The following is an 11,782-nucleotide window of genomic DNA, read 5'->3' on the forward strand; positions in this document are numbered from 1 at the left end:
CAAGCCCGCTGCTTACGTAACGGAAGTCTTCAAACCGCTGTCACCAGAACTCGATAACGGGGCGCCGAGCTTGAACGGACCCGCGGGGCGGCGATCTCCCATCACCACGACATTGGCCGCTGGATCGCCGACGAGATCCTGCCCCACGAGGCGGATGTGCGCGCCTGGCTGCGCCGCAGCCTGCGGCTCGTGGAGGTCGATGACGTGGTCCAGGAGAGCTACTGCCGCATGGCCGGCGTGGCCGATCCCGCGCTGATCGCCAGTCCCCGCGCCTACTTCTTCACCACGGCCCGCAATGTCGCCCTCGACCAGCTGCGAAAAAATCGCGTAGTCGGCATCGACGACGTGGCGGAAATGGCGTGGACCAACGTCGTTGATGAGAGCCCTTCCCCGGAACGGCTCGCCGGCGGTCGCATCGAGCTTCGCCGGATCAGTCAGCTTATCGAGTCCCTTCCTCAGCGATGCCGCACCATTTTCGTCATGCGCAAGGTGCAGGGTCTGAGTCAGAGGCAGATCGCCAGGCAGCTCGGGGTCACCGAGAACGTTGTGGAAAAGCAGGCGGCCAAGGGGCTGCGTCTGCTGCTGGATGCGGTCGCCGCCCAATCGGGCCGAGTGGAACTTGAGCAAGCCGTCCAATCCGATCGACCGCGCCGCAGCCGACTGGGTCGTTAGGCGCGACCGCGGCCTGAGCCCGGCGGAGACGGCCGAGCTGGAAGCCTGGTTGGCGGAAGATCCGCGCCAGCGCGGCGCCTTCGTGCGCGCCGACGCGGCCTGGATGAGCCTGGATCGCGGGCGCGCTCTTAATCCCAAGCCCTTGATGCCCGCCCCGCTGATGGCGCGTCGCGGCCTGCTGTTCGGCGGCGGGGCCGCCCTGGCGGCGGGTGTCGCCGGGTTGAGCCTGTCGCCTCTGATCCTTGGGGGGCGTCGCATCGCCACGGGGGTGGGCGAGGGGCGGCGGGTGCCCCTTCAGGACGGCTCCAGCCTGGACCTCAACACCGACAGCCGGGTGAAGGTCAGTTTCGACCGTGTCATCCGCGAGGTCAGCCTTTCCCAGGGCGAGGTTTGGTTCGAGGTGGCGCGCGATGCTGGGCGCCCCTTCCGGGTGAACGCCGGCGACGTCGCTCTGACCGCCGGCGAGGCGGACTTCTCCGTGCGGCGGGATCTCGACCGCGTGCGGGTAAATGTCGAGCGCGGCGCGGTGCGCCTCCAGCGCCTCGGCATGGACGCCTCCGAGCAGGTGGTCGAGGCCGGAGCCATGGCTATCGCCGACGCCCGGGGCGTCGCGGTCTCGGCCGTCGCGCCGGCCGTGCTGCAGGCCAATCTTGCCTGGCGCACCGGAGCAATCGTCCTCAACGGCGTCACGCTTCAGGAGGCCGCCGCCGAGTTCAATCGCTACAACGCCCGCCCCATCGCCGTGGCGGACGCCGCCCAGGGGCTTCGCGTGGTCGGGGTGTTCCGCGCGCGGGAGCCGGAAGCCTTCGCACGCGCCGCGGCGGCCAGTCTGATGGTCGCGGTACGCGTACAGGACGATGGAATATACATCGGTTAGCTCTGTATATTATAAGTTGTAAACGTTGTTATTCTTGAAAATTTCACAATAAAATTTGGCGGATATATTCCGGTTGCTCGTCGCTTCTTTGTAATCGCAAAGGGGTGGCGCAGTGGCCAACATGATTTCGAAGTCTCTATTCCTTTCGACCGCCGCGGTCGCCGTCTTCTGCGTGGCTCAACCGGCGGCGGCGCAGGTCCGCACGTTCAACATCGAAGCCCAGTCGGCCGTCACTGGCGTCCCGCAACTGGCCCTGCAGAGCGGGCTGCAGATCATCGCGCCCCTGCCGGACCTGCAAGGCCGCTGGATCGCGACCGTGAAGGGCGAGATGGACGCCATGGCGGCGGTCCGTCAGGCCCTGACGGGTTCGGGCCTGAGCATCGCCTCCAACCAAGGCGGGGTCGTCATCCTGTCGGCCGGCGCCCGCGCGGCGATGGAGGCCGAAGCCCAGGTCGAGGAGATCGTCGTCTCCGCCCCGATCATGCAGAGCCTGACGCGCTCGCTGGAGATCCAGCGCGCCGCCGACAACGTCAAAAGCGTGATCGCCGCCGACACGGTCGGCCGCTTCCCCGACCAGACCGCCGCCGGCGCCCTGGCGCGTCTGCCGGGCGTCGGCGTTCAACGTGACCAGGGTCAGGAGCGCTACGTCCAAGTGCGCGGCGCCCCGACGCGCTGGACCTCGGTGGCGCTGAACGGCGTCGCCATCCTCGGCGCCGAAGACCGCGTCTTTCGCTTCGACGCCGTGCCCTCGACGCTGATCGACCAGGTCGACCTGAACAAGACCCTGACCCCAGCCATGCCGGCCGAAGCGCTGTCCGGCCAGATCGACGTGAAGACCTACAGCCCGATGTCCGATCCGGGCTTCCACATGCAGGCCGCCCTCGGGAAGGGTTTCGTGGATCTGGGCGATGGCCCGCAGGATCACGCCGCCGCCCGCCTGTCCTGGTCTAATGACCGCTTCGGCGTGGTGCTGTCTGGCTCACACTATGTGTTCGAGCAGCAGACCGACAACGCCGAGCCGCGCTTCGACGCCACAGGCATGAGCCAGCTGCGCGTGGCCAAGTACGTCATCGAGCGTGAGACCAACGCCCTGTCGGCGGGCCTGGAGTTTGTCCCGGCCGAAGGTCATCGCCTGACCTTCAACTCCATCTATTCGGAGTTCATCGATGACGAGGAGCGCAACCAGTACACCTTCCTCTTCAACGGCGCCCAGGCCGGCACGCGCACCAAGCTGGCCGGTGACCTGGTCGGCGTCGAGGTTCGCGGCCAGTTCAACAAGGGCGGCCAGGAGACCTCGGGCCTCTACAACATCCTGCACGGCCAACACGCCATCGCCGGCGGCGAGCTGACCTGGGACCTGGCGCACAGCCGCTCGGTTCTGGAAAGCGGCAGCCCGCTGATCGACCAGCGCCAGAGCTCCGGCCTGCGCCCGTCCCTGACCTTCGTGGCCGGTGACCGCGGCTTCCCCAGCATCACGCTGTACGACACCAACCGCAGCGGCGCGTCGCCGGTGCGCGGCGGACGCCGGACGTCCCTGGACCAACTTGCCTTCGACCAGGAACTGATCACCTGGTCGGGCTCGCAGCGGAAGACCCGCGAGGACCTGGCCAAGGTCGACTACAGCCGCGAGGTCGATCTGTTCGGCGCGCCGGTGCGCCTGATGGCGGGCTTGCAGTACAACGACCGCCAGTACCGCGACGTCGGCAGCTATTCGAACACCACCCCGGCCGGCGTCAGCGGCGGGACCTTCGACGCCCGTCAGGTCGCGGCCGCCTTGGGCGTCCAATGGACCCCGCTGGCGATGGTCTCGACCCGCGCCGTGGACGAGGACCTGTCGCGGGGCTTCACCTTCAACTACGTCGAGAACAGCCTGATGCGCCGCCAGGCCGAAGCGCTGTTCAACGCCGCCCGCGCGGCCAACGCCAGCGGCGCGACCTTCGCCGTGCCGCAGCTTTCGCCCCAGCAGCTGTTCACCGTGGATGAGCGTCTGATCGCCGCCTACGCCACGGGCCGCGTTGAGCTGGGCCGGCACAGGGTGGTGGCCGGGGCCCGGATCGAGAACACCAAGATCCAGTCGGCCGGCACGGCGGTGATCGGCGGAACCCGGCAGCCCCTGGACCTGGAGAACGACCAGACCCGGATCTTCCCCAGCCTCCACTGGACCTATGAAGCCCGCGACGACCTGCAGGTCCGCGCGGCCGTGGTCAGCGGCTCGGCCCGTCCCAGCTTCGGCGCCCTGTCGGCGAACGTGAACATCAATGACGCCAACGGCACGATCTCGGGCGGCAACCCGGTGCTGAAGCCGGAGACCGCCTACGGCCTCGACGGCTCGATCGAATGGTACTTCGCAGCCGCCTCGGTGCTGTCGGCCAACGTGTTCTGGCGCAAGGTGGACAACGTGCTGTTCGGCAGCACCGCGACGGTCGGCGACGGTCGCTATGACGGCCAGGGTTTCGACCGCTCGGAATACGACTTCTCGACCACGGTCAACGGCGAGGACGGCGACCTGTACGGCGTCGAGTTCGCCTATGTGCAGCCGTTCCGCTTCCTGCCCAGCGCGCTGTCGGGCCTGGGTGTCGAGACCAGCCTGACGCTTCTGGATGGTGAATTCACCACGCCGGACGGCCGCAAGACCGGCTTCCCCGGCACCTCCAAGCGGATCACCAACCTGACCGCGTTCTACGAGAAGCACGGGGTGTCGGCGCGTCTGAGCTGGCAGCACCGCACCAAGTGGCTGGACGAGGTCGGCGCCGCCGAGACGTCCGACTTCTGGTGGGCGGCGCAACAGCGCCTCGACCTTTCGGTCCGCTACCAGATCGACCGCAACTACGCTTTGTTCTTCGACGCCAACAACCTCACGAACGAGGAGGGCATGCGCTGGCAGGGCGACGTCACCCGCCCCTACGAACTGGAAGGCTATGGCCGCCGGTTCATGGGCGGCGTCCGGGTCAGCTTCTGATCCCGTCGATCTGATCTGAGGCTTGCGCGAAAGCGCAGCAACGGCCCCGCGTGGTGCTCCCCCGACCCGCGGGGCCGTCTACTTTTCTCACTTGGGCAGCATCGAGCCTGTTTCGATGAAGCGCTGGTGCCAGCTCAGGGCCTCGCCCGGCAGGGTCGGGGTCTGCTGGCCGTAGGAACCGACCACGGCGCGCTTGAAGTAGTCCTTCAGATGCTGGCGATAGGTCGGGTGCGCGCAGTTCTCGATGATCACCTGCGCCCGCTGCTTGGGCGACAGGCCGCGCAGGTCGGCCAGGCCCTGCTCGGTGACCAGCACCTGCACGTCCTGGGCGATGTGATCGACATGGCTGGTCTGGGGCACGATGGCCGAGATGGTGCCCTTCTTGGCGGTCGACGGCGTCATGAAGATCGAGACATAGGCGTTGCGGGCGAAGTCGCCGGAGCCGCCGATCCCGTTCTGGATGCGCGAACCCATGACGTGGGTGGAGTTCACCGCGCCATAGATGTCGGCCTCGATCAGCCCGTTCATGGCCAGGCAGCCCAGCCGCCGGATGATCTCCGGGTGGTTGCTGATCTCCTGCGGGCGCAGGATCATGCGATCGCGATAGGCGCCCATGTCAGCGTTGATCCGCGCCGCCGCCTCGGGCGACAGGGAGAACGCCGTAGCCGAGGCCATGCGCAGCTTGCCCGAGTTCAGCAGGTCGAGCATCCCGTCCTGGATCACCTCTGTATAGGCGGTCATGTCCTCGAACGGGCCGTTCACCAGCCCGGTCAGCACGGCGTTGGCGATGTTGCCGACCCCCGACTGGATCGGCAGCAGCGAGGCGGGCAGGCGGCCCTTCTTCACCTCGTGTCTGAAGAACTCCATCAGGTGCGCCGCGATGGCCAGGGCCGGCGCGTCGGGCGCGGCGAAGGGCAGGTTGCGGTCGGGCGTGTCGGTCTCCACCACGGCGACGATCTTGGCCGGGTCGCAGCGCAGATAGGCCTGGCCGATGCGGTCGTCCGGACGGGTCAGGGGAATGGGCTGGCGGTGCGGCGGCAGGCGGGTGCCGTAGTAGATGTCGTGCATCCCCTCCAGCGCCGGGTTCTGCCAGCTGTTGACCTCCAGGATCACCTTGTCGGCGCGGTCGAGCCAGGTCTTGTTGTTGCCCACCGATGACGAGGGGATCAGCGAGCCGTCGGCATAGACGCCCGACACCTCGATCACAGCGGTGTCCAGCGGCCCCAGGAAGCCCTGCCACGCCATGGGCGCGACCTGGCTCAGGTGCATGTCGAAATACTCCATCTCCCCGTGATTGATCTTCTCGCGGGCGATGGGGTCGGAATTGTAGGGCAGGCGGAACTCGATCCCGTCGGCCTTGGCCAGGGCGCCGTCCAGTTCCGGCCCGGTGGAGGCGCCGGTCCAGACGCGGATGCGGAAAGGATCGCCCGCGGCGTGCTCGGCTTCCATGCGCGCCGCCAGCGCTGTGGGCACAGCCTTGGGATAGCCAGAGCCGGTGAAGCCGCTCATGCCCACGGCCTCTCCATGACCGATCATGGCGGCGGCCTGTTCGGCGGTGGTCACCTTCGCCCGCAGTTGGGGGCAGGCGATGCGGCTTGTCATGGGCGGGCTCCTCGAATGGGGGAGCTCTACCTGTCCGACGTCGGCGAGCCTTGCGTCAAATCAAGAACCCGGGTCGACGCGAGAACCCTTGCGGTGAACCGAAAATGAACCGGCAGCCCCCGGATCGTTCAGGCAGGCGGGCGCATTGTGATCCTCGACGAAAAGGAGACCACCATGAAGAAGACGCTTCTGATCACCGCCGCGGCGGCCATGACCCTGGTCAGCGCCGTCGCTTCGGCCCAGCCCTACAGCGGCCGCGGCGGTCCTTACGGCGACCGCGATCGCGACGGGCGCCCGAACTACGCCGAGCGTGGCTACGACCGAGACCGTGACGGTCGCCCGGATCATCGCGACCGGTTCGACAACCGTCGCGGCGGCTACGGCTATGGGTACGGCCACGGCCCGCGCTATCGCACGGGTCAACGCTTCGCCCACTACCGCAGCCCGCAGTATCGGGTTCACAACTACCGCAGCTACGGCTGGGCCCCGCCGCCGCGCGGCTACGGCTACTACCGCGCCGACAACGGCGACGTGGTGATGGCGGCTCTGGCCACCGGCCTGATCGCCTCGATCATCGCCAACAACTACTAGGCGCTCACGACGGCGCGGCTCTTCAACGGGCCGCGTCGTTTCGCTGCCTGCGAGGCGAAGATCAGAGCTGCTTGGAAGAGTCGGTCGCCGGAGCGGCGACGTTCGCGATGGCACTCCCTAGGGGAGTCGAACCCCTCTTCCCAGATTGAAAATCTGGTGTCCTAACCGATAGACGAAGGGAGCGCGTCGCGGTGGAGGCAGCCGTTTAGCGAGGCTCGCGACCGAACGCAACGGGTGGTCACGTCTTTTACGAAAATGTGTCGCGGGCATTACGACTTTGCGGCGAACTTTCAGAGGCTTGCCGCAAAAAGCTGTCACGAACGAAGCTTATTGGGATCGCCCGTGAACCTGTCGCCGGGTTCGGCGTTTGGTGCGCCGAGGCGTCAGGGCCTCGCTGGATCTTGGGTCGCTTCCGTGCCGCATATCATCATCGTCTCCCCATCGGAACTTGGATGGGTCGTCCAGGCGCCTGGCCTGTCGGAGCCCCGCAGCTTCGGCTCCGGCGCGGTGGCTGAGCGGTTCGCCCGTGGCCTGGCCGCCGCACCCGAGCTTTCCGGCGAGGGCGAGGTCTGGATCCGCGGCCGCGACGGCGCGCTGCTCGGCCGCTGGCGCGATGGCGGCCGCACGCCCAACCTGTCGGCGGCGGCCTAGAGTCCGTCGTTGAAGAAGCCGGGCAGGACGTACTGGGACAAGGTGCAGGCCGGAAGGCCGGGGCCAGCCTTTCCATCGCCGCCCGGCGGTCTGCGCAGGGCGGCGATGACCTTGGCCTTCACCGTCTCATAGTCCGGCCCGGGCGCTGATCGCGGCGCCATGATGATCTCGACCGTCGTCCGGCCGTGGCAGGCGTAGTGATCGATGAACCAGGGCCGATCCGGATCTTGAGGACGAAGCTTGTCCGCCTCCGTATTGATCGTCAGCATGAGCGTCTGAGGCATCCCGCCCGCCTTGGGGGCGGCGACAAAGACAAGCCTCCGTTTGAAGATGCCCTGATCGAGCTCTCCTTCGAAACTCTGGACCAGGGCCGTGTCGGTTTCAAACCGCTCCACAGGCTTCATCCTGGCGGCGAGCGTCCGGTTGTGAGCTGTCAGAAGCGTCACCAGTTGGCGATTGGCCGCGTCCTTGTCGCCCAGCCCGTTGTGAGCCGCGATCAGGGTCAATTGCTTGAACGGCCAAAGGGGATGTTGCGGCGACATCTGAGCTGAGGTCGCTTCCTTCACCGCCTGCACGAATTTCATCTGGCGCAGGGAGAGGTCGGCGGCATAGGCCGGCAGGACCTGCGCCGCCGCCGGATCGTCCTTGCAAGGACCTTGCGCGATGGCGTCCAGTTGCGTCCGAGCCGCATCGAACGCCTGTCGTCCTATCGCCTGGCTGACGGCCGGCAACTGGCTGCGGAAGGCGGATGCGCAGGCGGGGGTGATCTGGGCGGGGGCGGGCGCGGCCGCGCCCTGAGCCAGGCCGGTCAGAAGAAAGGCGGCAAGCAACATCGAGCCGGGTCCTTATGTCGTTCAAGGACCTTAACGCCCGGACCCGACAAAGCGAACCCGCCGTCGCGGGGCGACGGCGGGCTGAAGCTCAGGCTTGCGGGCCGGTGTCTAGAGGCGGGTCTTGGCGGCGGCAGCGACGGCTTCGGCGGTGATCCCGAACTCTTGGTACAGGCGCTCGTACGGGGCGCTGGCGCCGAAGCCGATCATGCCGACGAACAGGCCGTCCTCGCCGATGAAGCGTTCCCAGCCGAAGCGCACGCCGGCCTCGACCGCGACCCGGACCGGGGCGTCGCCGATGACCGCCTTGCGATAGGCGGCGTCCTGTTTCTCGAACAGGTCCCAGCAGGGGGTGGAGACCACGCGGGTCGGAACGCCCTCGGCCTGCAGCAGCTCGCGGGCCTTCATGGCCACAGACACCTCGGTGCCCGACGAGAACAGCGTCACCTTGGCCGCGCCGCCCTCGGCCGCCGCCAGCTCATAGGCGCCCTTGGCCGAGAAGTTCTGCGAGATGTCCTTGCGGACCGCCGGGACCTTCTGGCGCGATAGGGCCATGAGCGAGGGCGTGGCCTTCTGCTGCACGGCGACCTTCCAGCATTCGGCCGCCTCGATGGCGTCGGCCGGGCGGAAGACCAGCAGGCCCGGCATGGCGCGCAGGGAAGCCACGTGTTCCACCGGCTGGTGGGTCGGGCCGTCTTCGCCAAGACCGATGGAGTTGTGGGTCATCACGTGGATGGCCTTGGCGCCCATCAGCGCGCCCAAGCGGATCGCCGCGCGGCTGTAGTCGCTGAACACAAGGAAGGTGCCCGAATAGGGGATGACGCCGCCGTGCAGGGCCATGCCGTTCAGGGCCGCGGCCATGCCGAACTCGCGCACGCCATAGTGGACGTAGCGGCCGTCATAGTTCGGCGCGTCGAAGGGCAGCATGCCCTTGACGAAGGTGTTGTTGGAGCCGGTCAGGTCGGCCGAACCGCCGATCATCTCGGGGATGGCCGGAACCAGTTGCGCCAGGGCCGAGCCAGAATGGACGCGGGTGGCGTCCGCCTTGCCGGTGGCCGCCATCTCGGCGATGTGAGCGTCGATGCGCTCTTCCCAGCCGGCGGGCAGTTCGCCCGACATGGCGCGCTTGAATTCGGCGGCCTTGTCGGAGGCGGCCAGGGCCTTTTCCCAGGCCTTGCGGGGCTTGCCGCCGCGCTTGCCGGCCTTCAGCCAGGCCTTGCCCACGTCTTCCGGGGTCTCGAACGGGCCGTGGGTCCAGCCCATGGCCTTGCGCGCCTCGGCGATCTCGTCGTCGAACAGGGTGTAGCCGTGGCTGTGCGGATCGCCTTCCTTGCGGCCCGCGCCCTTGGAGATCAGCGTCTTGCACGCGATTAGGGTCGGCTTGTCCTGGCGCGCGGCCCAGCGCAGGGCGCCGGCGATTTGGCCGTGGTTGTGGCCGTCGATCTTCTTCACCGCCCAGCCGGCGGCCTTGAAGCGGGCCAGCTGGTCGCCGGTCTCGGCGATGGTCGCCTCACCGTCGATGGTGGTGTTGTTGTCGTCGAACAGGACGGTCAGCTTCGACAGCTTCAGGCGGCCGGCCAGACTGATCGCCTCGTGGCTGACGCCTTCCATCAGGCAGCCGTCGCCGGCGATCACCCAGGTGCGGTGGTCGACCAGCTCATTGCCGAAGCGAGCGGCCAGGTGACGCTCGGCCATGGCCATGCCGACGGCGGTGGCCAGGCCCTGGCCCAGCGGACCGGTGGTGGTCTCGACCCCCGGGGTGTGGCCGTATTCGGGGTGACCCGGCGTGGCCGACCCCCACTGGCGGAAATTCTTGATCTGCTCCATCGACACGGCCTTGAAGCCGGTCAGGTGAAGCAGGCTGTACTGCAGCATCGAGCCGTGGCCCGCGGACAGGACGAAACGGTCGCGGTCGGCCCAGTCGGGCTTGCTGGCGTCGAACTTCAGAAACTTGGTCCACAGGACCGTGGCCACATCGGCCATCCCCATGCACATGCCCTGGTGGCCGGAGCGGGCCTTGTGGACAGCGTCCATCGACAACACGCGAATGGCGTCGGCCATGGTCGTGGGGGACACGGACATCGGGTTTTCTCGCTGCGCAGGTGATTTTGCGCGCAGGTCGCATGCGAGGGGGCGGGGGTCAACCCGCGCGGGGCCGGCGGAGTGATTCAACCCGTGTGCGGCGCATGCAAGCAACTAGGCCCAAGGCCTCCTATCTATAGGGACAGATTGGAGGCCCCCATGGCCAAGACCCTTATCGCGATGAGCTGCCTGTGCGCCGCGCTCGTCCTGATCCTCTTCTACTAGGACCGGCTGACGTCCATCCCCAGGGTCGGGCCGAGGCCGTTGGGGTTCTCGCCGAACGGATTGGCGGCGTCCCGGCGCTTTGCCAGGGCTTCCAACCGCTGACGTAGATCGTCATCCAGAGGCAGGGCGTCGCTGGTCTCCGCGTCCTCGTCGTCCTGCGGCAGACTCGCCGCCAGCACCTGGCGCAACAGTGCGCCGAAGCGCGCGTCCTCGGGCGTTCCCGGTTGCGGCGGCCGTTCCATCCAGGCCAGGACTTCCTCCAGGGCGGTTTCGTCGTCGACGGCGTTGGTCATGAAGGCTCCCGGGGTGGCTGTCACAAAGGGAGCGCGCGCCACCCGTTATGAGTTCCTGCAGCCTCGCCAAGCCCGGCCAGGACCGCTAAACCAACTCCAGTCGGGGATTTGGAGGAATTCGATGAAGCCTGTCCGTAAAGCCGTCCTGCCGGTCGCCGGCCTTGGAACCCGTGTCCTGCCCGGGACCAAGACCACGCCGAAGGAGCTGCTGAACGTCGTCGACCGGCCGATCCTGTCCTACATCGTGGCCGAGGGCCGCGCCGCGGGCATCGAGCATTTCGTCTTCGTCACCGGCCGCTCCAAGGGCGCCATCGAGGACTACTTCGACCACCAGATCGAGCTCGAGGCCCAGCTGGAAGCCAAGGGCAAGACGGCCATCCTCAAGCAACTGCGCGATGAGCTGCCCAAGCCGGGCGAGATGAGCTTCGTGCGCCAGATGCAGCCGCTGGGCCTGGGCCACGCGGTGTGGTGCGCCCGCGACATCATTGGCGACGAGCCGTTCGCCGTCCTGCTGCCCGACGTGATCATCGACGGCGAGCCGGGCGCCCTGAGCCAACTGGTCGATGTCTATAACCGCGTCGGCGGCAACATCGTCGCCGTCGAGCAGGTGCCGATGGAAGACACCCACAAGTATGGCGTCGTCGCTCCCAGCAAGATCGACGGCCGCCTGGCCACCATGTCGGGCATGGTCGAAAAGCCGCCGCAGGGCACGGCCCCGTCCAACCTCTCCATCGCCGGCCGCTACATCCTGCAGCCGGAGATCTTTGGTCTGCTCGCCGCCCAGGAAAAGGGCGCGGGCAACGAGATCCAGCTGACGGATTCCATGGCCCGCCTGATGGGCGTGCAGGACTTCCACGCCTATGAATACGAAGGCGCGACCTACGACTGCGGCGACAAGATCGGCCTGCTGCGCGCCAATGTCGGTCTGGCCCTGAGGCACCCTGAGCTGGCCGCCGGCGCCCGCACCGCGGTCGAGGCCCTGCTGAAGGCCTGATCGACC

The 11,782-nt window shown here is 67.5% G+C and carries 10 protein-coding genes and 1 tRNA gene; 6 read left to right on the forward strand and 5 right to left on the reverse strand.

What is annotated here, in order from left to right:
- Positions 1-156: 156 nt before the first annotated feature.
- The 3 genes from ABOZ73_RS11500 (at position 157) to ABOZ73_RS11510 (ending at position 4,508) form a co-directional block, all read left to right on the forward strand.
- The gene (locus ABOZ73_RS11500) at positions 157-672 is read left to right on the forward strand and encodes an RNA polymerase sigma factor (protein ID WP_369058289.1); all 516 of its coding nucleotides are present in this window, start codon (positions 157-159) and stop codon (positions 670-672) included.
- Positions 620-1,549: a FecR domain-containing protein gene (locus tag ABOZ73_RS11505; protein ID WP_369058290.1), complete on the forward strand. Its 930-nt coding sequence runs from the start codon at positions 620-622 to the stop codon at positions 1,547-1,549. The genes ABOZ73_RS11500 and ABOZ73_RS11505 overlap by 53 nt, the downstream gene beginning before the upstream one ends.
- Positions 1,550-1,670: 121 nt before the next feature.
- The gene (locus ABOZ73_RS11510) at positions 1,671-4,508 is read left to right on the forward strand and encodes a TonB-dependent receptor (protein ID WP_369058291.1); all 2,838 of its coding nucleotides are present in this window, start codon (positions 1,671-1,673) and stop codon (positions 4,506-4,508) included.
- An 87-nt stretch (positions 4,509-4,595) separates the two neighbouring features.
- Here the strand turns inward: ABOZ73_RS11510 and ABOZ73_RS11515 are convergent, their stop codons facing one another.
- Positions 4,596-6,110, reverse strand: a complete 1,515-nt coding sequence (locus ABOZ73_RS11515) for an acetyl-CoA hydrolase/transferase family protein (protein WP_369058292.1) — start codon at positions 6,108-6,110, stop codon at positions 4,596-4,598.
- A gap of 174 nt (positions 6,111-6,284) precedes the next feature.
- Here ABOZ73_RS11515 and ABOZ73_RS11520 point away from each other — a divergent pair, with 174 nt between their 5' ends.
- Positions 6,285-6,701: an RcnB family protein gene (locus ABOZ73_RS11520; RefSeq protein ID WP_369058293.1), complete on the forward strand. Its 417-nt coding sequence runs from the start codon at positions 6,285-6,287 to the stop codon at positions 6,699-6,701.
- Positions 6,702-6,809: 108 nt separating this feature from the next.
- Here the strand turns inward: ABOZ73_RS11520 and ABOZ73_RS11525 are convergent.
- Positions 6,810-6,884: transfer RNA gene (locus tag ABOZ73_RS11525), tRNA-Glu, on the reverse strand.
- A gap of 231 nt (positions 6,885-7,115) precedes the next feature.
- Here ABOZ73_RS11525 and ABOZ73_RS11530 point away from each other — a divergent pair.
- Positions 7,116-7,352, forward strand: a complete 237-nt coding sequence (locus ABOZ73_RS11530; protein WP_369058294.1) for a hypothetical protein — start codon at positions 7,116-7,118, stop codon at positions 7,350-7,352.
- Here the strand turns inward: ABOZ73_RS11530 and ABOZ73_RS11535 are convergent.
- The 3 genes from ABOZ73_RS11535 to ABOZ73_RS11545 all read right to left on the reverse strand — a co-directional run bounded on the left by ABOZ73_RS11535 (position 7,349) and on the right by ABOZ73_RS11545 (position 10,782).
- A complete protein-coding gene (locus tag ABOZ73_RS11535) occupies positions 7,349-8,185 on the reverse strand; it encodes a hypothetical protein (protein ID WP_369058295.1) in 837 nt (278 codons plus the stop codon). The two genes, ABOZ73_RS11530 and ABOZ73_RS11535, sit on opposite strands and share 4 nt — an antisense overlap.
- A 108-nt stretch (positions 8,186-8,293) precedes the next feature.
- Complete coding sequence (gene tkt, locus ABOZ73_RS11540; protein ID WP_369058296.1) at positions 8,294-10,264, reverse strand: transketolase; 1,971 nt, start codon at positions 10,262-10,264, stop codon at positions 8,294-8,296.
- Between the two features lie 221 nt (positions 10,265-10,485).
- Positions 10,486-10,782: a hypothetical protein gene (locus ABOZ73_RS11545; protein ID WP_369058297.1), complete on the reverse strand. Its 297-nt coding sequence runs from the start codon at positions 10,780-10,782 to the stop codon at positions 10,486-10,488.
- A 121-nt stretch (positions 10,783-10,903) separates the two neighbouring features.
- Here ABOZ73_RS11545 and galU point away from each other — a divergent pair, with 121 nt between their 5' ends.
- Complete coding sequence (gene galU / locus ABOZ73_RS11550; protein WP_369058298.1) at positions 10,904-11,776, forward strand: UTP--glucose-1-phosphate uridylyltransferase GalU; 873 nt, start codon at positions 10,904-10,906, stop codon at positions 11,774-11,776.
- Positions 11,777-11,782 lie beyond the last annotated feature (6 nt).

It is taken from the genome of Caulobacter sp. 73W (genome assembly GCF_041021955.1).
In the GTDB taxonomy this organism is placed as follows: Bacteria; Pseudomonadota; Alphaproteobacteria; order Caulobacterales; family Caulobacteraceae; genus Caulobacter.

Excerpts from the sequence above, each read along its gene's own strand:
- ABOZ73_RS11515 (WP_369058292.1), bottom strand. The coding sequence starts at position 6,110 with ATGACAAGCCGCATCGCCTGCCCCCAACTGCGGGCGAAGGTGACCACC.
- ABOZ73_RS11535 (WP_369058295.1), bottom strand. The coding sequence starts at position 8,185 with ATGTTGCTTGCCGCCTTTCTTCTGACCGGCCTGGCTCAGGGCGCGGCC.
- ABOZ73_RS11520 (WP_369058293.1), top strand. The coding sequence starts at position 6,285 with ATGAAGAAGACGCTTCTGATCACCGCCGCGGCGGCCATGACCCTGGTC.
- ABOZ73_RS11545 (WP_369058297.1), bottom strand. The coding sequence starts at position 10,782 with ATGACCAACGCCGTCGACGACGAAACCGCCCTGGAGGAAGTCCTGGCC.
- galU (WP_369058298.1), top strand. The coding sequence starts at position 10,904 with ATGAAGCCTGTCCGTAAAGCCGTCCTGCCGGTCGCCGGCCTTGGAACC.
- tkt (WP_369058296.1), bottom strand. The coding sequence starts at position 10,264 with ATGTCCGTGTCCCCCACGACCATGGCCGACGCCATTCGCGTGTTGTCG.
- ABOZ73_RS11510 (WP_369058291.1), top strand. The coding sequence starts at position 1,671 with ATGATTTCGAAGTCTCTATTCCTTTCGACCGCCGCGGTCGCCGTCTTC.